Raw genomic sequence first — 19673 nt, forward strand, 5'->3', positions numbered from 1 at the left:
CAAGACGGCACGCGCACCTCCAAGCTTTGCCGTACAAAACCGGGCTGGTTTCAACCCGGCTGGTGTTGATCGTGTAAGAGCTGCTGGTCGCTGACTCGCAGCCAACGTGAGCCAGGAATCCCCTTGCTTCAGCTGGGGGAGGATTCAAGCATGCGCTCGGCCCGAGGGCCCGCACACCGGGCGGCGGAGTACCGGCTTGCCCTGTGACTCGCTCGTCATCCGGTCACGGAGAGACGTACGGCGTCGTCGTGGTCAGGGGCTCGAAGCCGAGGCGGGCCAGGATGGGGCGGCTCTGCGTGCCGGCGTCGACCTGGGCGTAGCGGTAGCCGCGCGAGGCGGCGACCCTGGCGCGACAGGCGACCAGCGCCCGGTAGATCCCCCGGCCCCGCCAGTCGGCAACGGTTCCGCCGCCCCACAGGCCCGCGAAACGGGCTCCCGGGACGAGTTCCATACGTGCCGCGCTGACCGGTTCGTCGCCCGCGAGGGCCAGCACGGCGACGAGGCCGTCCGGGTCCCCGGCCAGTTGAGCGAGCAACTGGTGGCGCAGCTTCGAGCTGTCCGTGCCGAACGCCTTCTCGTGGACCTCTGCCACCAGACCGACGCCCGTCGCGTCGGTGACCGGCACGATGCGGATTCCCTCGGGCGGTTCGGTATCGAGGGACAGCTCGGCGACCTCGGCGACCATCACCGTCTCTTCGGGCTCGGGCGTGAATCCGGCCGCCCGCAGCCGCGTGCCGAGGTCGACCGGCAGGTCGTGCCCGTAGAGCTTCCACTCGAACTCAAGGCCGAGTCCGGAGAAGTGGCGGACCTGCTCGGCGATCGCCTCGTCCGCGGTCGTCTCGTCCAGATCGGACCAGAGGATCCCGTTCCAGTCGTACTCCGAGCCGACCTGGCGCACCACCCGTGCATCACGCTCGATGCGAGCGTCGGGCCCGTCTGGCCGGGCACCCTGGCGCATGTCCCGGTCGTACAGCGCGAGTACGGCAGCGTGGTCCATGAGCTCACTCCAGCGTGCGGGGCGTATGTCCGCACGTTAATACCCCTTTCCCGGCGGCCTTCACCCGGGTCCCCGGCCACGGCGCCCCCTCCGGTGCGTCCCACCCCGCGGGGGTGTGCCGTGCGTCGAGGCGGGGCCGATGGGCGGCCAAAAGGGACTGACACATCAACGTCGGGGTGGTTACGATGCCGCCGATGAAGAACTCCTCCTCGTACGGAACGGGGGAATCGTTCGCGCAAGGTGAGTGCTGATGGCACATCACATCGCGAACGGATCTCCGGCCCACCTGTTGATGTGGCAGCGCGTGCGCGAGTACGCCGTGCCACCGTCCATGATCGAGACTGCGACCGCACGGCGTGCGGTCGGCGACTGGGCGGGGGCTTGCGCCGCCGCCCGGGTCGACGTCGATCTCGATCTGCGCACCGTGCGCGACCGCCACGGCACCGATCTCGTCACCAGCGTCCGTGCGGACCTGCGCCGACTGGCGCCGGATCTGCTCCGCTGGCACATGCCCCGGATCGCCCCCGACGGGCGGCTCCGGCCCGGCCTCACCGTTTCCCTGGCCCGCTACCGGAGTTCCGGCGCAACTCCACTGCAGCTGGTGGTGCGGACACCGCCGGCCTGGGCGGACGCCGGACAGCGGATGTCCCTGGCCCTGTGGGACGGCTCCGGGGACGGCACCCCCGGGCACCATCCGCACCCGCATCCCGACCGGCGTTTCAGGCTCGACCTGCACCGGCACCTCTGGGACGCCGGGCGGAGCGGCGAACTGGCGCGGCGGTGCGGCGCGGGCGGGACACCGTCCACGGCACCGCCCGACCCGCCTCACACGCCCGGCGGGTCAGTCCTGCCAGATCGGCCCGATCGGTTCACCGTCCACGATTCCTCGTGGGCGGCCGGAACTTGGGCCGACGAGGCGGAGTTGCTGCTGCAGGCCGAGGGGCGCCCTCGCGGGGCCTTCACCGTGCGGCTCGGTGCGCAAAGTCGCGTCGTGCTCGAGCTCGTCGCCCCCGACGACACCCATGCCCCGACGTTCCGGGAGCTGCGGGAGGCGCTGCCGCCGCAGGTGGTCGCCGCGCTTCCGGTGCTGCCGGAGGCGGCGGCCCGGGTCCTTCCGGATCTGGAGCTGCTGCGGGCCGGGCTGGTAGCGGCCGATCGGTTGCATCCACTGGTCGCCGCCGCACTGGCGGAGTCCGGCTCGGTGGCGGCGTCCGGGTCGACGGCAGAGTCCGGATCGATGGCTACGTCCGACTCGGCAGTGGCGTCCGGTCCCTTCCCCGAGACCGGTGATCCGCACCGGGTGGACTGCCGGGGCGAGCTGCACCGGATCGCCCTGCGGGACGGGGTGCTGACGGCGATCGATCACGATCCGGCCCAACTGCGCCGGGAAGAGCTGCTGGTGGCGCTCGGTGGGCCGGCGCTGCCCTGCCTGCGGGCGATCGACGCGGTGCACCGCAACCCGGAGGCGCTGCCCGCGGTCCGGGAGCGGCTCGGCCATGGTGACGTCTCCGGGGCGCTGGCCGTGGTCGAGGGGCTGCTCGGTCCCGGCGCGATCCTGCGCGACGGGCCGCTCCGGGAGGCACTGGAGTCGGCCGCGGCCCGTCGAGTCGACCACGGGCTCTTCCGCTCGGGACTGGTCGCCGTGCACCCCGGTACCGGTGCGGCAGGGGGCGGGAACCCCTCGGGTGCGGGACACGCGGAGGCCAACCACCGCCCCCGGCTCGATCGCCGTACGCCTTTCGCACTGCGCCGCAAGCTCAGCAGCCGGGCCCGGCCGCGCACCGGCCTGGCCTGCTGACCGGGCGACCATCTGACCGCGCGCCCCCCAGACCGTTCGACCGGTTGACCGCCTGACCGGTTGGCCGCTCGACCGGGTTGTCCGCCAGACCGGCCGCACCCGCCGAAGTCCCTTTCCCTCCCGGCGCATTCCGCGCCGCACGCCCCCATGCCATCCGGGACGGGCCGTCCTGTTCCGTCCCGATCCCCTATCCCACCCCAGGTGATACCCATGATCTCCAGCACGCTCCTGCCCGCCGCGGTCCCGGTCGCCGACGCGCCCGTATCCGCACCCGCCGACGCATCCGCAACCAGCACCCAACTCGGCCTCGCCGACGGCCTCCTGACTCTCCTGCGGACGACCACCACCGAGCCACGCCCCGACGAGCAGCTCGAAGCGCTCACCCTGGCCGTCGCGGCCGACCTGCCCGTGCTGCTCTGGGGCGAGCCGGGCATCGGCAAGACCGCGGCCCTGACGCAGCTGGCCACGTCCCTGGCCCTGCCGCTGACTACCGTGATCGCCAGCGTCCACGAGCCGTCGGACTTCTCCGGGCTGCCGATCGTGGGCGACGACCCGGCGGTGCAGGGAGTACCGATGGCGCCGCCGCAGTGGGCCGTGGAGCTCGTCCGGGCCGGGCGGGGCCTGCTTTTCCTTGACGAACTCTCCACCGCCACCCCGGCCGTTCAGGCCGCGCTGCTCCGGGTCGTCCTGGAGCGGAGGGTGGGCGCGCTGCAACTGCCGCCGGGGGTAAGGATCGTGGCTGCGGCCAATCCGCGCGCGTCGGCGGCGGACGGGTGGGAGCTGAGCCCGCCGCTGGCCAACCGGTTCGTGCATCTCCACTGGGTGCACGACCGGGAGGTGGTGGTGCGTGGGCTGGGCGGGGTCTGGCCCCGGGCGGAGCTGCCCCGGCTGGTGCCCGAGCGGGTGCCGGAGGCGGTGGCTTTCTCCCGGCGCGCGGTCTGCGGCTTCCTCAAGGCCCGGCCGACGCTGATCCACCGGCTGCCGAGCAGCGAGACACGGCGCGGCGGTGCCTGGCCCTCGCCTCGGAGCTGGGAGGCAGCGTTGACCCTGCTGGCGTTCGGCACGGCCGCCTCCGTCTCCCGGGAGGTGCTCGCGCTGCTGGTGCGGGGCGCGGTGGGAGACGGGCCGGGGCTCGAACTCCTCGCGCATCTGGACCGGATGGACCTGCCGGACCCGGAGTCGCTGCTGGCCGATCCGGCCTCGGCCGAGCTGCCGGTGCGGGGCGATCTGCGTCAGGCGGCGCTGGAGGCGGTGGTGGCGGCCGTCGGGGCGCGGCCGCAGCGGGACCGGTGGGAGGCGGGCTGGGCGGTGCTGGTCCGGGCGCTGGAGACCGGTGCCCCGGACCTGGTGGTCGCCCCGGCCACGGCGCTGGCCGCGCTGCGGCGCGACGACTGGGAGGTGCCGGACGCGGTGGAGCGGCTGGCCGGGGTGGTCGGTCTCGTCCGGCGGGCGGACCGGTCGGTGGGGCGGGCCGCGGCGGCCGAGGCCGGGCGGGCGACGGGTGGGCGACGATGACGGGGGCCGCGAAGCGCCCGGGGCCGCGCCCGGTGCCGCACCCGATGTCCCCGCTCTCGCCGCCTCGCCCGGTGCGGGCCACCGTGCCGGGGCCGGTCGTCTCCGGCGGGCCGGACGACGGGCCCGGGCTCCCGCTGGACATGGAGAAGTTGCTGTCCGCCCGGCTGCACGCGGTGAAGGTCCGCCCCTACCTGGCCGACGCGCTCTTCGCGCTGCATGTGGTGGAGGACCGGTCGGTGCCGACGATGGCGGTGGACGCGCACTGGCGCTGCTACGTCTCCCCCGGCTTCGTGGCGCGCACCCCGGTGGAGGAGTTGGCGGGCGTCTGGGTGCACGAGGTCTCCCATCTGCTCCGGGACCACCACGGGCGGGGCGAGCGGTATGCGCGGGAGCAGGAGGAGGACGGGCCGGGCGAGCGGCTGCGGCGCAACATCGCCGCCGACTTCGAGATCAACGACGACATCTACGGTGACGGTCTGCCCCAGCCCTTCGGGGCGGTGCGGCCGTCGCTGCTGCGGCTGCCCGACGGGCTGCTGATGGAGGAGTACCTGCGGACGGCGTCGATGGCCGGACTCGCCGCGGACCTGGCCTGGCTGGACTGCGGCAGCGGTGCCGACGGGCACGGCCGGCCCTGGGAGCTGGGGCCGGCCGGGGCACACGGGCTGAGCAGACAGCAGCGGGACGCGGTCCGCTTCCGGGTCGCCGAGGGGATCAAGGGACGGCCGGGCGACGCACCGGAAGGGTGGCGCCGGTGGGCGGACGAGGCGTTCCATCCACCGCAGCCGTGGAGGCAGTTGCTGGGGGCGGCGGTCCGGTCGGCGGCGGGTGCGCCCGGAGTGGGCGAGGACCACAGCTACCGGCGGCCGTCTCGACGCTCGGCCGGAGTCCCCCGGGTGCTGCTGCCGAGCCTGCGGCGTACCCCGCCCCGGGTCTGCATCGTGATCGACACCTCCGGGTCGGTGAGCGATGCCGAGCTGGGCAGCGCGCTGCTGGAGGTGGCGGCGATCTCGCGGGCGGTGGGCGGGCGGCGCGACCTGGTCTCGGTGATCTCCTGCGACGCGGCGGCCGGGGTCGTCGTTCCGCTCTGCCGTGCCGAGAACCTGGAACTGGTCGGCGGCGGGGGAACGGATCTGCGCTCCGGTTTCGCCCGGGCGCTCCGCTCCCAGCCCCGCCCCGATGTGATCGTCGCCCTGACGGACGGCCAGACACCTTGGCCCTCCGCACAGCCGCCCTGCCGCACCGTTGTCGGTCTCTTCCCCCGTCCTGCCTGCGCCGCGGACGAGGAGGACCCCGACTATGTGCCGGACACTCCGCCGCCCTGGGCGCGTGTCGTCACCATCGGCTGAGGAGGCACAGTGACGCGGCGTCGCCACCGGCCACGAAACGACCGCGACCGTCCAGCCGACCGGACTTCGCAGATCCGCCATCTCCGTCTGGTCCGCCTGCTGATCCGCACGGAACCGCCTATCCGAGCTCCAGGGTGGTCACCCCGTACACGCGCTCCCCGGCGAAGGGCCTGACCGGGCCCGTGTACATGCGGGCCGTCTCGAAGGAGGGGCTGAGCCCGGCGCGTTCGGCCAGGGCGACGGCCGCCGCGTGCGACTCGGGGACGTCGATGGCGATCTCCCGGCCGGCCGCCTCGACGGACAGCGCGGCGAACAGCGCGTCGGCGTCCTCCGGGGTGTCGGCGAACAACGGGCCGATGCGCAGACCGTCGCGGGCGGGGCGGATCACCGCGTACCCGGTGAGGCGGCCGTCCTCGACCCGGACGAAGACTCGGTGGCCCGCGGTGGTCAGCCAGTGCTCCAGGAAACGGGGGCGGTCGGCCGGGTAGCAGGCGCTGTCGTACTCCGCGACGGCGTCAAGGTCGTCCTTGTCCGCAGGGCGCACCCCGGGGGCCGCCTCCGCGGTGGGGGCGGCACCGCCGAAGCGCACGGTGCGGTGGGCGAACACGAAGCCGGAGCGGCGATAGTTGGCCTGCTGGTCGACGACTCCGTCGAGGCCGACCGTGCGACCGCCGGCGTGGGCGAGGGCCGTCTTCCAGGTGGTGAGCCCCAGGCCACTGCCACGCAGGTCGGGTCGCACCAGGTAGAAGCCGAGAAAAGCGTAGTCGGCGCCGTAGTTGACGACGGAGATCGCCGAGACGGGCTCGTCGCCGCGCCGGCCGATGAAGAAGCCCTCGGGGTCCTGGGCGAAGAAGGCCTGGCCGTCGGAGAGCCCCGGGTTCCAGCCCTCGTCCGCCGCCCAGCCGGTGACCACCGGCCAGTCGTCGAGGGTGGCCCGGGTGACGACGAGGTCTTCGGGACCCGCAGAGGTCATCGTTGCGCTCCATTCCGTGGGGGGCCGCGGGCCATGATCGGCCACGCCGACAGATCCTTCCCGATCTCCCCGTCGCGCACCATCCGGTGTCCGGCCGTTCCGAACTCGCCGCGCCGAGCACGCCGTTGAGAAACACGGTCCTACGGAAATGGGATTCGCGGGGCGATGCCACGGCGGCTTCGCCCCGTACCGCGTTCGGTCGACCCGAGGGTCCCGCCGGCCGATCGCCGGCGGGACCCTCCTCGACGCGCGGGCCGAGGTCGGCTCAGCGGACCGATCCCGGCCGGAACCGGCGGTACAGCACAGTCCCGCCCAGTAGCAGCGCCGCACCCCCCGCGAGCGCGGGCACGGTCGCGTCCGCGCCCGTGTGCGCAAGGGCCACAACCGTGCGCGGCATGGGGCGCGGCTGCGTGTGTGCCCTCGGCACGACGGGCCGCGGGGCGGGGCGGTGGGTGCTCGACGTGTTCGTGGACCTGTTGCCGGTGGCCGCGTTGCCGACGGCGGCCACACCGATCGTGTTGCCCGTGACGTTCACCGGAACGTGCACCGGCAACTGCACGCTGTTTCCGGCGAGCAGGCCCGGGGATCCCTTGCCACCGCCGATCGCGGTGGCGCCGCCCCGGGAAAGGGTCCCCGGCCGTGGGCCGGTCGTGCGCGCGCCCTGGTTCACACACCTGTTGCCCGCGGCCGGGTTCAGGAGCCCGACCACCGACACGGTGTTGCCGCACACATTGACCGGAACGTCAACCGGGAGCTGAACGGTGCTGCCGGAGATCAGTCCGGGCGAACCCACCGCGGTGCCGTCCGCCGCGGAGTCCGCATGCGCCGGCATCGCCACAGCCAGCGCCCCCGAGGCGGCGGCCGCAGCGATCAAACCATTCCGGGTAACCCGTTTCATAGGTTTCCCTGCCTTCCAGACTTGGTCGCGAGCAGTCGCTCGCACCCCGTAAAACGCAGACGAACCATCCGAGTTATGGCTTATCTGCCTTTCACTCCATCGAGTGGCAGGACGGCCTGGACCGACAGCGGGGCCGTACCGCCCGCGTAGCCGCAGGCCACGGCACGTCCGCCGGTCCCGGCCGCCCGGGAGGCGTGCCCGCGGGGGCCCGCCTATCGTGATCGGAGGGCCGTCGCCGGATCCGCAGCCGGGGCGTCCCCGGAGGCGCCGATGCTGTCCACGCCCACACGCCCCGCCATAGCCGCGGCGGCGGCCACGACCGCGGTACTGGCTCTACTGGGAGCCGCTCTGCCCTCGGTCGCGGCCGACCGCCAGCCCGATCTGTCCCGTTTCTACCACCAGAGGATCACGTGGTCGGCGTGCAAGGGCGAAGGGATGCCACCGGACCTCGAATGCGGCACGGTGACAGTCCCCCTCGACTACGCGAGGCCCGACACCGGAACGCTCGACCTGGCAATGGCCCGCTACCGTGCCACGGCCCACTCGCGCGGTTCCGTGCTGCTGAACTTCGGCGGTCCGGGCGGCGCCGGCGTCCCGGTGCTGGCGGTGGCGGGCAAGGACTTCATGCCCCTGACGAACGGCTACGACGTGGTGACGTTCGACCCTCGCGGGGTCGGCCGGTCCTCACCCGTCAGCTGCGGCCAGGGCACGGACGAGGACACGGACACGGCAACCGCTCCCGCCGGTGAGAGCGACCCGCGGGCCGCGCTCGAACAGATGCGCAAGACGGCCGAGCAGTGCGCCAAGCACTCCGGGCCGGTGCTGCCGTACATGGGGACCATCAACGCGTCGCGTGACCTGGACGTGATGCGCCAGGCCCTCGGCGACAAGAAGCTGAACTACCTCGGCTTCTCCTACGGCACACGCCTCGGCGCGGTGTACGCGGCCCAGTTCCCCGACAAGGTGGGCCGTATGGCCCTCGACGGGGTGGACACGCTCACCGAACCCCTGACCGAGCAGGGGCTGGCCGGCGCGCAGGGGCAGCAGATCGCGCTCGAGGACTTCCTCGGCTGGTGCGCCAAGGACCTGGGGTGCCCGTTCGGCCCGGACACCCGTTCGGCCGGAAATCAGGTCCTGCAGCTCGTCAGGACGCTGGACCAGGAGCCGGTGCCGACCCCTCTCGGACTGCCGTTCTCCGGGCAGGACCTGGTCGGCGCGATCGGGCAGGGTCTCGTCAGCAAGCAGCTGTGGCCCCTGCTGGAGCAGGCCTTGTCCCAGCTGGTGGAGCTGGGCGATCCCACCGGGATGATGCGCTTCCTGGGCCCCGGCGTGGCGTATCCCTCTGCCACGCGTGCGGGTGGCGCCCTCGTCGACCCGGAGGACGTGCCGCTCGACAACCTGGTGGCCGCGCTGATGGCCGTCAACTGCGCCGACGACCCGGACCGGCCGAGCGCCGACAAGATCACCGGGGACCTGGCCCGGCTGCGCGGCGAGTACGAGGAGGCCTCCCCGGTATTCGGGCGGTACCGGCTCACCGAGGTGCTGATGTGCTACGGACGCCCCAAGGGCACCGACTTCATCCGCGAGAAGGTGAAGAACGTGCGCACCCCGAAGATGCTGCTCGTCGGCACGCGCGGGGATCCGGCGACGCCGTACCGCTGGACCATGGAAACCGCCCGGCGCCTCGGCTCCTCGGCGGTGGTCCTCGACAACAGGGACGACGGCCACACCGGGTACGCGGACTCCCGGTGCGTCCGCGAGAAGGTCGACTCCTTCCTCCTGGACGGCTCCCTGCCGGCCAACGGCAGCTCGTGCGGACCGGACCGGTCGGATTGAGCCGCTGACGCCGGGCCCGGACGGCGCCCGGCGTCAAGTGGTGAAGGACAGCTGCGGGGCGTAGAGGTCCATCCAGAGAGCGAGGTCCAGGGTGCGTTCGAGGCCGCGCCGCGAGGCCTGCGTGATCTGCGGCGCCGCGTGATGGGCGGCCCGGTGCACCCGTTCCCGGTCGACCAGATCGAACACGCGGTGGGAGGGCTGGGCCAGAAGGTCCCTGACGTGTTCCTGGAGGGCGACCGCGTACTGCGGGTCCTGGGTGGAGGGGTAGGGGCTCTTGACCCTGTCGTACACGGATTTCGGGAGCAGATCGGCGGTCGCCTCTCTGAGCAGGCTCTTCTCCCTGCCGTCGAAGGACTTCAGCGACCAGGGGGTGTTGTAGACGTACTCGACGAGCCGGTGGTCGCAGTACGGCACCCGCACCTCAAGGCCCACCGCCATGCTCGTGCGGTCCTTGCGGTCGAGCAGGACGCGCACGAACCGGGTCAGGTGGAGGTGGCAGATCTGCCGCATCCGGTACTCGAAGTCGCTCTCGCCTTCCAGGCGCACGATCTCGGAGACCGCCGTACGGTAGCTGTCGGCCACGTAGGACTTCAGGTCCAGTGCGTCGGTCAGGTCGGTGCGCAGGACCTCGGTCTCGTCCCCGAAGTACTGCTGGAAGTGGACCAGCCAGGGAAAGGTGTCGGCGCGCCGGGCGTCCTCGTCGAAGAACTGCTGGTAGCCGCCGAAGACCTCGTCGGCGGACTCTCCGGACAGCGCGACCGTGGAGTGCTCGCGGATCGCCCGGAAGAGCAGGTAGAGCGAGGTGTCCAGGTCGCCGAGGCCCACGGGCAGGTCGCGCGCCCGGATGACCTTCGCCCGAACTTCGAGGTCGGCGAGGGACAGCGCGTCCAGGATGATGTCCTGGTGCTCGGTGTCCCAGGCGCGGGCGACGTCGTGCACGAACGGGCTGTCGGGGGTGGCGCGCAGTTCGTCGGCGACGAAGTGATCGGTCTGCCCCACGAAGTCCACCGCGAAGCTGCGCACCTTCTCCCCCTGCCTGGCCAGCTGCTGGGCGGCGAGGGCGGTCATCGCGGACGAGTCCAGGCCGCCGGACAGAAGCGTGCAGCGGGGCACGTCGGCGACCAGCTGGCGGCGCACGACGTCCTCGAGCAGCGAGCGGACGGTGGCGACGGAGGCCTCGCGGTCGTCGGTGTGCGGCCGGGTCTCCAGCTTCCAGTAGACGCGTCGGTGCAGGCCCTCGCGGTCGACGGTGACGACGGTGCCCGGCTCGAGCTCGTGCATGCCGTCCCACACGGCGTGTCCGGGCGTCTTGACCATGACGAACAGTTCCCGCAGTCCGTCGATGCCGACCCGGGCGGGGGCCAGCGGGTTGGCGAGGATCGCCTTGGGTTCGGAGCCGAAGAGGACGCCGTCGGAGGTCGGGAAGTAGTAGAAGGGCTTGATGCCCATACGGTCGCGGATCATCACGAGCTTTTCGTGGCGGCCGTCCCACACCGCGAAGGCGTACATGCCGTTCAGCCGTTCCGCGACCATCTCGCCCCAGGCGAGGTAGCCGCGCAGCACGACCTCGGTGTCGGAGTCGGTCGTGAAGCGGTGGCCGAGGCGGGTCAGCTCGCGGCGCAGTTCGGTGAAGTTGTACGCCTCCCCCGAGTACACGAGCACGACGGTGCCGTCGGGGGTCTTCGCGGTCATCGGCTGGCGCCCGCCGGGCAGGTCGATGATCGCGAGTCTGCGGTGGCCGAGGGCCGCGGGTCCTTCGGCCCAGGTGCCCCGGGCGTCGGGGCCCCGGCAGGCCATGGTCGCGGTCATCGTGTCCAGGGTCGCGCCCTCGGTCCGCAGATCACGGTCGTAGGAGATCCATCCCGTGATGCCGCACATGTGTCACCTCCGCGCAGGTATTCCAGGGACAATGCCTTTCACCTGCGGTTTCTCGGAATCTCGACCGCTCCCGGCAATCCGTTGTATCGAGCAGCCATATGACGAGGGTGTGCCATGTACGGCCCGCGGGCAACGCGTCCGTAGTCCGACCGGCCCATGCCTCATCACTCCGGCGGCACTGCGGCATTCGGGCACGTCCTTGCGGCCTGCGTCGGGCCGCACTCCAGGTGCGGGGCGGCCCGGTCCGTCGAGAGGCCGCACCGGGCCGTCCCACGCGGGACGACGCGAGGCCGGGCCGCCCGGCACAGCGCGCGGTGCTCCAGGCGAACCGGCCCCGGCATGCTCATGAGGGGAAGCACCGCGTGACGGCCCGCAGCGATGACGGCCACCACCTCGACGTCTGGGCAGCGCCAGCGCACGCCGCCTCTGAGGGGCGGACGTCCGGCGGTCTACCCTGCGCAGGGACGATCAGCGCAGAGGGAGGCGGCTCATGGGCGACCTGTTGGGCGTGGCGGTACTGGGTGCGGGGCACATGGGCGCCGACCATATACGCCGACTGGACCGTGTGGTGAGCGGTGCGAGAGTCGTGGCCGTGGCGGAGCCCGAGACGGATCGCGCCAAGGAGGCCACGGCGGGCATCGACGGTGTCGTCGTGCACTCCGAGCCGGCTGCCGCGCTCGACGCCCCGGGCGTCGAGGCCGTGCTCATCGCCTCGCCCGGGCCGGCGCACGAGGAGGCGCTGCTCGAGGCCTTCGCACGAGGGCTGCCGGTGCTGTGCGAGAAGCCGCTGGCGCCCGACGCGGCCGGGGCACTGCGGGTGGTGGAGGCGGAGGCGCGGCTCGGGCGGCGGCTCGCGCAGGTCGGGTTCATGCGCCGCTACGACGCCGAGTACATGCGCCTGAAGTCGCTGCTCGACAGCGGCCGGCTGGGCTGGCCGCTGATGCTGCACTGCACGCACCGCAATGTGTCGTCACCGTCGCACTTCACCACGGCCATGCTGATCAACAGCTCCGTCTCGCATGAGATCGACGCGGCCCGCTGGCTGCTGGACCAGGAGCTCACCGCGGTGACCGTGCTGCGTCCGCGGGCGTCCTCGAACGCCCCGGAAGGCCTGCTGGATCCCCAGTTCGTCGTGTTCGAGACCTCGGGCGGGACCGTCGTCGACGTGGAGATCTTCGTCAACTCGGGCTTCGGCTACCAGGTCCGCTGCGAGGCCGTCTGCGAGTGCGGCAGCGCCAGGATCGGGGACGGCCACACCATGGTCGTCACGGCCGGGGGCGGTGCGTGCGAGGAGGTCCCACAGGACTACCTCGTACGGTTCGCGGCCGCCTACGACCGCGAGGTGCAGGCCTGGGTCGACGCCACCAGGAAGGGCCTGGTGACCGGCCCCTCGGTATGGGACGGCTACGCGGCCGCGGCGGTCGCCGAGGCCGGTGTCCGGGCCCAGCGGAGCGGCGCCCGGGAGACCGTCGGCCTGGCCGCACGGCCGGAGCTGTACGAGCGGGCGTAGCGGTCGAACGCACGGCCGGTGAACGCGCACCTGAGCGGCTTCCCGCCCATCCCCCGGGCCCCTCAAGTCACGTACATCTCCTACGACTTGGCGGGCCTGGGCACGTCCTCCGAGCGGGGTCCGGACGCACTCCACCGGGCCTGTGGCATATGCCATAAGCACCACCGGATCGTGTGTTGCCAAATCCCTTACACGGCGTCGCGGGCTGTGCAAGAGTCGTAACGGTCCCTCCGTCAGCCTTGGTCGAACCGTCCCCGCATCGGAGCGCGTCATGCCACCCCATCTCTCCGCGGACCGCCCCGCCGCCCAGCCACCCCGGCCCGGCACCGTCGATGCGCTCATCTCTCAGACACGGCGACTGCGCGGCGAGGTGGACGCCGTACGGCGGGAGGCGCCCGAGGACGGCTCGGACCCGGAGGGACGCTGGCAGCGCGCGCTGTGCGATCTGGCGTTGCACCAACTGAGCGATCTGGACGAGCACTTGGCGCAGCTACGGGACGGTCCGCCGCCCGTGGCCGCCGAACCGGCCGACGCTCCGGACCTGTCCGAGTCGCCCCCCGGCGACTCACTGCTCAGCCGGGTCGGCAGCGCCGAATGGAACCTGCTGAGGGACGAGGCGAGTTGGTCGGGCGAGCTGTACCAGATCCTCGGCCGGGACCCCTCGGCCCCGGCGCTGAGCCTCGACGAACTTCCCTCATTGGTGCACGACGAGGACCGTGCGTTGCTGACGGGGATAGTGACGGACTGCCTGATCGACGGCAAGCCCATCGACGGCGAGTTCCGGATCCGGCGCCCCGACGGCGAGGTGCGGACCGTGCACATGATGGGCGAGCCCGTGCTCGACGCGGACGGGAGCACCGCCCAGATGTGGGCCGTACTGCGGGACGTCAGCGAACTGCGCCGGCACCGGCGGGCCGTACACGAGACCCGTGACTCGCTGCGACGCCACCGGGACCACACGCAGACCGAGCATCGGCTCGCGGTCGAGTTGCAGGAGGCCGTGCTGCCGCCGTGGCGCGGATCCCTGCGGCTCCCGCGGCAGGGCCCCGGAACCCTGGATCTGGCCGCCCGCTATCTGCCGTTGTCCTCGACCGCGCCCATCGGCGGGGACTGGTACGACGCACTCGAACTGCCCGGCGGCGACACGCTGCTCAGCGTCGGTGATCTCACCGGCCGCGGGGTGAGCGTGGCTTCCGGCATGGCGACGCTGCTCGGCGCCCTGCGGGGCATGGCGATGGCGGGCACCGAACCCGGCCGGCTGCTGGGCTGGCTGAACCAGCTGCTCGACGCCTCGGTCCAGCCGGCCCTGGGCAGCGCCGTGTGCTGCCGCTACCGGCCCGCGACACGCACCCTGAGCTGGGCGCAGGCAGGACACCCCGCCCCGCTGCTGTTCCGCGACGGGACGGGGCGCATGCCGGCGGCGCCGGACGGCGTGCTGCTCGGGGCGACCTCGGGAGCCTCCTACGGACAGGCCGAAGAAACCCTCAGGGAAGGCGACCTGCTGCTCCTGCACACCGACGGGCTGGTCCCACGACACAGTGGCACGGATGCCGTCCAGAGGCTGCTCGACCTGGCTCCGCGCTTCCACGAAGCCCGCACGGCCCAGGAGTGCGTACGGACCGTCGTGGAGGAGTTCGGCGAGTGCGAGCGCGAGGACGACGCCTGCGTCCTCATCGCCAGGGTCGTGTCCTGACGAACAGAGTCAGCGCCCCGGGGAGCCACTCCCGATGGACACCGGCACCGGTCCCCCGCACGCCTGTGCGGAGTCGCCGCCTTTGGATCACGCCTGCGCGGAGTCGCTGCCCTTCGACTTCAACAGGCCCTTGGGCAGGGCGACTTTGATCTCCTCACGCAGATCCTGGATCTTCGGGTAGCTGGAGTAATGCGCGGTGAGCCGGTACATCTCCCGGAGCCTGTCCCAGGTGCGGTGGGAGGAGTTGGCTCCCATCGACGTCAGGGCGAGGCGTGCGTACCGGTCGGCCTGTTCCGGGTCGTCCGCGATGAAGCACGCGGACGCGAGGGAGATGTGGTCGAAGATGTTCGACCGCTCCCGACCGGAACCACGCAGCTGCAGCGCCTCCTTGGCGTGGCGCTGCGCGATGGCGGCGGCACCCGGCTCGTGTTCGGCGAGGGTGCGGTAGGCCAGGGCCTGCATCCCGTGCAGGTCCGCCTCGTCGAACATCTGCATCCAGCTCGGCGGGGGCACGTCCCCCCGGTCCGAGACGAACAGGTCTTCCGCCTCGCCGAGGGTGCGCCGCATGGCCTGCCCCTTGCCCATCGACGCCTGTGCCCAGGCCTCGATGGTGCAGAGCATGGCCTGGGTGCGCGGCAGCACCTGGTCGCCGGAGCCGGACTTGGCGAGCTGCATCAGGTCGAGCGCGTCGTCGGGCCGGCCGAGGTGCACCATCTGACGGGCGGCGCGGGAGAGAGCCTCCCCGGCACGGGGCCGGTCGCCGCCCTCATGGGCCGCATGGGCGGCGATGACGAAGTACTTCTGTGCTGTGGGCTCCAGGCCGACGTCGTGCGACATCCACCCGGCCAGGACGGCGAGGTTGGCGGCGACGCCCCACAGGCGGCGCTGCAGATGATCGGGGTGGTGGTAGGAGAGCATGCCTCCCACCTCGTTGAGCTGTCCCACGACAGCCTTGCGCTGCAGCCCACCACCGCGGGCCGCGTCCCAGGCCCGGAACACCTCGACCGAGCGCTCCAGCTCCTCGATCTCCTGCGATCCGATGGGGGCGGCCTCATAGCGGTCGTACCCAGCGGGGTCGGCGTGCAGGGGATCGTCGAAGCGGGGAGCGTCGGCCGCGAGAGCCGGATCGGTGCGCAGCCAGTCGTGCATGGCGCTGCTGAGTGCGGATCCTGCGGCGAGCGCGGCACCCGCGCCCACCAAGCCGCGTCGGTTGAGCATGAGGTCCATTCCCGTGAATTCGGTGAGGACCGCAGCAGTCCGCTCGGGCGCCCACGGCACTCCGTCGGGGTTCTTCGCATCCCCGTCGTCACGCCGCTTCCCCGCGCGCCCGTGCCGGACCAGACCGAGGTCCTCGATGGTCACGACACGGCCGAGTCGCTCGGTGAACAGCGCCGCCAGCACCCGCGGCACCGGATCGCGCGGGATCTCTCCCATGTCGATCCAACGCCGCACCCGCGAGGTGTCGGTCGACAGCTGGGGGTGACCCATGGCCGCCGCCTGCCGGTTGACCATCCTCGCGAGCTCGCCTTTGGACCATCCGGCCAGGCCGAACAGGTCCGCGAGCCGGGTGTTGGGTTGTCTGCTCACGTCAAGCCCCCAGGTTCTCGGCTGAGTTGACAGTAGCCCGCTGTCAGTTGCTCCGGGACTATTCGCCACGGTTCGCCAGGGTGCGCCAGATGGTGTGCCAGGGGCCCACGGGTGTCAGGTAGGAACGCGCCACCCCGACCCGGTCGCCGCAGAAACACTCCCCAGGGTGCAACGAGGACGGCCGGGGCGGGTGGCGCAGAATTCGAAGGCACACGAAGGGATCTGTATCGACCATGTACGCAGCATCGTCCTCCGTGTCCGCCCCGCCCCGGCCGCTGCGCCCCCGCCCGGGCACCGGCGGCCCCTACCTCGACCCCGCGCGAACCGCGGCCCCGGTGCTCGGCGCTGGCAGGGCGCGGCGCGTACCGGGGGTCGGCACTCAACCGCTCAGCGGGAGAATCGACTTGTCGGGCCCCCAGGGCGCGCAGCTGCGCGCGGCGATCGCTTCGGTGCATCGCATCTGTCCGGAGTTCACTCCGGTACAGGTGCTGCGCCGAAGCGGGCGCTCCGTGCTCGTCGTCGGCACGACGGGGCGCACCACGGCCGTAGCCAAATGCTTACTCGACCACTCCCCGATCTGGGCCGAGCGCAGCCGGCACGAAATAGCGGCATACCGCTCGTTCGTCCGGCACCGGCCGCCGGTGCGGGTGCCCCGGCTGATCGCGGCGGACCCGGACAACTGCACACTGGTGATCGAGCGGATGCCGGGCCGGGTGGCCGCGTTGCAGCGGCATCCGGCGGAAGCGCCACCGCGTGCGGACATCCGCGCGGCGCTGGGCGCGATCTGCCGGCTGAACGCCTGGCGACCCCCGGCGGGGACGTTCGACGCCCCGCTGGACTACGCGGAGCGGATCTCGCGCTTCCATGACCTGGGGCTCCTCACCGACCGGGACATGGGTGATCTGCAGAAGCTGCTGCACGGCATCGCCCACGCGGCGGGCCGGCAGGGCATGGGCCAGTTCTGTCACGGCGACGCCCTCCTGTCGAACATCCTGCTGTCACCGACGGGTCCCGTGCTGGTGGACTGGGAGCACGCGGGCTGGTACCTGCCCGGGTACGACCTGGCCACGCTGTGGGCGGTCCTCGGGGACGCTCCGGGGGCGCGGCGCCAGATCAGCCAGATCGCGCAGTCCGCGGGACCGGCCTCACGCGATGCCTTCCTGGTGAACCTGATGCTCGTGCTCACCCGGGAGATCCGTACCTACGAGACGGCCGTGCAGCGCTCGATGCACGACACGACCCCCGCGGCACCGGGAGTGGCCCAGCCTGGTGCTGCGCCGTCCGGCGAGGAACAGCGGCTGCTGCTGCGGCGGTTGCACGACGACTGCCAGCTGGCCCGACGGGCCATACGAGCGGCGGTCGGCACTCGCTGAAGGGGATGGCGGTCCGCGGTGTACTCGCGACAGCGGGGCACCGCGGGCCTTCGTCGTGTCCGGGCCTGCCCGCCCAGATGTCGTCCGGGACTGGCCCGTTCGGGTCATTGGTCCACTCCACTGACGCCCCGCAGGCCGCGTCATCGCCGTCACGAAAGTCCACTCCACCGCCGTTGACAAAGCAAATCGCCTGTCCCTGGGCGTGATTGACGGATCGTCCAAGAGCCGGTACCACTGACGCACGTTCGGCCCCCGCACGCCCCACAGCGCCCGACCGTCTCAGGAGGCTGCCTTGCGCGGATCCGCCACCGACCCCCACACCCCCGCCCGGCACAGACGCACCCGCAGGATCGGGGTCGCCGTCGCCTCGGCGGCTCTGCTGCTGCCGCTGACGGGTGCCGCCCCGGCCCCCGAGCGCAGTGCTCCGTCCGGCCTGCAGAACGCCTTCGCCGCGGCGTCCGCCGAGTACCACGTGCCGCAGAACGTGCTGCTCGGCGTGTCCTACCTCCAGTCCCGCTGGGACACGCACGGCGGTGCGCCCAGCGTCTCGGGTGGATACGGCCCGATGCACCTCACCGATGCCCGCACCGCGATCACCGCGGCGGAGCACCACAGCGAGGGCACGGAGGACGCCCGCGGCGACCAGGCCCGCGGCGCCCTGCGGCCCACCACGACGGTCCCGGCGCAGACCGAGCTGCCGGCCCGGCTGAAGACCCTGACCAAGGCCGCCGCGCTCACCGGTATCCCGGCCGCGCGGCTGCGCACCGACCCGGCGGCGAACATCGCGGGCGGCGCCGCGCTGCTCGCCGCCGCCCAGCAACACCTCGGCGAGCCGCTCGGCGGCGACCCGGCCGACTGGTACGGGGCGGTGGCGGAGTTCTCTGGAGCGGACGACAGGGCGACGGCCGCCGCGTACGCCGATGACGTCTTCCAGGTGATGCGCGAGGGCGAGCGGCGCACCACGGACCTGGGACAGAGCGTGGCGCTGGCCGGACAGCCCGGGCTGGCGCCTGACACCGCGCAGTTGGGGCGCACCGGGCTGCGCGCCGGCGACGCGGACGGGACGGAGTGCCCGAGGAGCGTCTCGTGCGAGTGGGTCCCGGCCCCGTACGAGGAGTTCGGCGACCACGACTACGGCAACCACGACCTCGGCGACCGGCCGGACACGCAGAGCATCAAGTACATCGTCATCCACGACACGGAAGGCCAGTGGGACGGCGTCCTGAAGCTCATCCAGGACCCGACCTATGTGTCGTGGAACTACACCGTGCGCTCCACGGACGGTCTGATCGCCCAGCATGTGAAGGCCAAGGACGTGGCCTGGCACGCGGGCAACTGGTACGTCAACGCCAAGTCGATCGGCATCGAGCACGAGGGCTTCCTCGCCGCTCCGGACGCCTGGTACACGGAGGCGATGTACCGCTCGTCGGCACGGCTGGTGAGATACCTCGCCGGCAAGTACCGCATCCCGCTGGACCGGCAGCACATTCTCGGGCACGACAACGTGCCTGGTCCGACGACCTCGACGATCCCCGGGATGCACACGGACCCGGGCCCGTACTGGGACTGGCAGCACTACTTCGAGCTGCTCGGCAGGCCGTTCCACACCACGGCCGGGCCCTGGGGCGGCCTGGTGACGATCCTGCCGGACTACTCCGCGAACCAGCCGGAGTACACGGGCTGCACCACCTCGGGCCAGCCGTGCGCAGCGCACGGTTCGAGCGAGGTCCGGCTGTACAGCGCACCCGACGAAAGCTCGCCGCTGATCAAGGACATCGGTCTGTACCCGAAGGGCGACGCCTCGACGATCGATGTGAACGACGTGGCCTCACGCGTCTCCACCGGTCAGCGGTACGCCGTGGCGGAGCGTGCCGGGGACTGGACGGCGATCTGGTATCTGGGCCAGAAGGCCTGGTTCCGCAACCCGCGGGGCCAGCGGACGGCGGTGAACGCGTCCGGTCTGGTGGTGACGCCCAAGGACGGGCTCACGGACATCCCTGTGTATGGCAGGGCGTACCCCGAGAAGGAGGCGTATCCCGAGGGCGTGCCCGTTCAGTCGGTCTCACCGCTGCCGTACAGGCTGCCCGCCGGCCAGCGGTATGTGATCGGCGACGAAGTGCCGGGTGAGTACTACTACGCGGTCACCTTCACGACGGACTCGCACCGGGTCGTGATCGGCAAGGACCTCTACTACGAGATCCAGTTCGGCCACCGGGTGGAGTTCGTCCGGGCGGCGGATGTGCAGGTGATGCCGTCGGCGTCGTAATGC

Annotated in this window: 13 protein-coding genes; 8 read left to right on the plus strand and 5 right to left on the minus strand. The window is 72.1% G+C overall.

The annotated features are described in order from the left end of the window. Positions 1 to 223: 223 nt before the first annotated feature. On the minus strand, positions 224 to 997 hold the full coding sequence (locus ACWDA7_RS25745) for a GNAT family N-acetyltransferase (protein WP_450606614.1): 774 nt from the start codon (positions 995 to 997) through the stop codon (positions 224 to 226). Between the two features lie 250 nt (positions 998 to 1247). Here ACWDA7_RS25745 and ACWDA7_RS25750 point away from each other — a divergent pair, with 250 nt between their 5' ends. From ACWDA7_RS25750 to ACWDA7_RS25760, 3 genes are all read left to right on the plus strand, one after another. Beyond that, entirely contained in the window at positions 1248 to 2795 is a 1548-nt protein-coding gene (locus ACWDA7_RS25750; RefSeq protein WP_450606616.1) for a hypothetical protein, read from the plus strand. A 210-nt stretch (positions 2796 to 3005) separates the two neighbouring features. Further along, complete coding sequence (locus ACWDA7_RS25755; RefSeq protein WP_450606618.1) at positions 3006 to 4310, plus strand: AAA family ATPase; 1305 nt, start codon at positions 3006 to 3008, stop codon at positions 4308 to 4310. 140 nt (positions 4311 to 4450) lie between these two features. Next, positions 4451 to 5656, plus strand: a complete 1206-nt coding sequence (locus tag ACWDA7_RS25760) for a vWA domain-containing protein (RefSeq protein ID WP_450606682.1) — start codon at positions 4451 to 4453, stop codon at positions 5654 to 5656. A 118-nt stretch (positions 5657 to 5774) separates the two neighbouring features. On the opposite strand, the gene ACWDA7_RS25765 is transcribed toward ACWDA7_RS25760, so the two are convergent. Together ACWDA7_RS25765 and ACWDA7_RS25770 are read right to left on the minus strand one after the other, a co-directional pair. Next, entirely contained in the window at positions 5775 to 6629 is an 855-nt protein-coding gene (locus ACWDA7_RS25765; RefSeq protein ID WP_450606620.1) for a GNAT family N-acetyltransferase, read from the minus strand. Between the two features lie 265 nt (positions 6630 to 6894). Beyond that, a complete protein-coding gene (locus ACWDA7_RS25770; RefSeq protein ID WP_450606622.1) occupies positions 6895 to 7527 on the minus strand; it encodes a chaplin in 633 nt (210 codons plus the stop codon). A 270-nt stretch (positions 7528 to 7797) separates the two neighbouring features. Between ACWDA7_RS25770 and ACWDA7_RS25775 the strand changes: the two genes are divergently transcribed. Beyond that, positions 7798 to 9363: an alpha/beta hydrolase gene (locus tag ACWDA7_RS25775; RefSeq protein ID WP_450606624.1), complete on the plus strand. Its 1566-nt coding sequence runs from the start codon at positions 7798 to 7800 to the stop codon at positions 9361 to 9363. Between the two features lie 33 nt (positions 9364 to 9396). Here ACWDA7_RS25775 and asnB read toward each other — a convergent pair whose 3' ends face one another. After that, a complete protein-coding gene (gene asnB / locus ACWDA7_RS25780; protein WP_450606626.1) occupies positions 9397 to 11241 on the minus strand; it encodes an asparagine synthase (glutamine-hydrolyzing) in 1845 nt (614 codons plus the stop codon). A 490-nt stretch (positions 11242 to 11731) separates the two neighbouring features. Between asnB and ACWDA7_RS25785 the strand changes: the two genes are divergently transcribed. Together ACWDA7_RS25785 and ACWDA7_RS25790 are read left to right on the plus strand one after the other, a co-directional pair. Then, positions 11732 to 12751: a Gfo/Idh/MocA family protein gene (locus tag ACWDA7_RS25785; protein WP_450606628.1), complete on the plus strand. Its 1020-nt coding sequence runs from the start codon at positions 11732 to 11734 to the stop codon at positions 12749 to 12751. Between the two features lie 271 nt (positions 12752 to 13022). Continuing rightward, on the plus strand, positions 13023 to 14444 hold the full coding sequence (locus ACWDA7_RS25790; protein WP_450606630.1) for a PP2C family protein-serine/threonine phosphatase: 1422 nt from the start codon (positions 13023 to 13025) through the stop codon (positions 14442 to 14444). Positions 14445 to 14531: 87 nt separating this feature from the next. On the opposite strand, the gene ACWDA7_RS25795 is transcribed toward ACWDA7_RS25790, so the two are convergent. Beyond that, entirely contained in the window at positions 14532 to 16031 is a 1500-nt protein-coding gene (locus ACWDA7_RS25795; protein ID WP_450606632.1) for a DNA-binding protein NsdB, read from the minus strand. 233 nt (positions 16032 to 16264) lie between these two features. On the opposite strand from ACWDA7_RS25795, the gene ACWDA7_RS25800 reads away from it, so the two are divergent. Further along, the gene (locus tag ACWDA7_RS25800; RefSeq protein ID WP_450606633.1) at positions 16265 to 17404 is read left to right on the plus strand and encodes an aminoglycoside phosphotransferase family protein; all 1140 of its coding nucleotides are present in this window, start codon (positions 16265 to 16267) and stop codon (positions 17402 to 17404) included. Between the two features lie 292 nt (positions 17405 to 17696). Further along, on the plus strand, positions 17697 to 19670 hold the full coding sequence (locus tag ACWDA7_RS25805; RefSeq protein WP_450606635.1) for an N-acetylmuramoyl-L-alanine amidase: 1974 nt from the start codon (positions 17697 to 17699) through the stop codon (positions 19668 to 19670). The last annotated feature ends 3 nt before the right edge of the window (positions 19671 to 19673 follow it).

This window comes from Streptomyces sp. NPDC001156, assembly GCF_053598275.1.

What these genes read in the sequence shown, in the direction of transcription:
- ACWDA7_RS25745 (WP_450606614.1), bottom strand. Translation starts at nt 997, where the DNA reads ATGGACCACGCTGCCGTACTCGCGCTGTACGACCGGGACATGCGCCAG.
- ACWDA7_RS25750 (WP_450606616.1), top strand. Translation starts at nt 1,248, where the DNA reads ATGGCACATCACATCGCGAACGGATCTCCGGCCCACCTGTTGATGTGG.
- ACWDA7_RS25755 (WP_450606618.1), top strand. Translation starts at nt 3,006, where the DNA reads ATGATCTCCAGCACGCTCCTGCCCGCCGCGGTCCCGGTCGCCGACGCG.
- ACWDA7_RS25760 (WP_450606682.1), top strand. Translation starts at nt 4,451, where the DNA reads ATGGAGAAGTTGCTGTCCGCCCGGCTGCACGCGGTGAAGGTCCGCCCC.
- ACWDA7_RS25765 (WP_450606620.1), bottom strand. Translation starts at nt 6,629, where the DNA reads ATGACCTCTGCGGGTCCCGAAGACCTCGTCGTCACCCGGGCCACCCTC.
- ACWDA7_RS25770 (WP_450606622.1), bottom strand. Translation starts at nt 7,527, where the DNA reads ATGAAACGGGTTACCCGGAATGGTTTGATCGCTGCGGCCGCCGCCTCG.
- ACWDA7_RS25775 (WP_450606624.1), top strand. Translation starts at nt 7,798, where the DNA reads ATGCTGTCCACGCCCACACGCCCCGCCATAGCCGCGGCGGCGGCCACG.
- asnB (WP_450606626.1), bottom strand. Translation starts at nt 11,241, where the DNA reads ATGTGCGGCATCACGGGATGGATCTCCTACGACCGTGATCTGCGGACC.
- ACWDA7_RS25785 (WP_450606628.1), top strand. Translation starts at nt 11,732, where the DNA reads ATGGGCGACCTGTTGGGCGTGGCGGTACTGGGTGCGGGGCACATGGGC.
- ACWDA7_RS25790 (WP_450606630.1), top strand. Translation starts at nt 13,023, where the DNA reads ATGCCACCCCATCTCTCCGCGGACCGCCCCGCCGCCCAGCCACCCCGG.
- ACWDA7_RS25800 (WP_450606633.1), top strand. Translation starts at nt 16,265, where the DNA reads ATGTACGCAGCATCGTCCTCCGTGTCCGCCCCGCCCCGGCCGCTGCGC.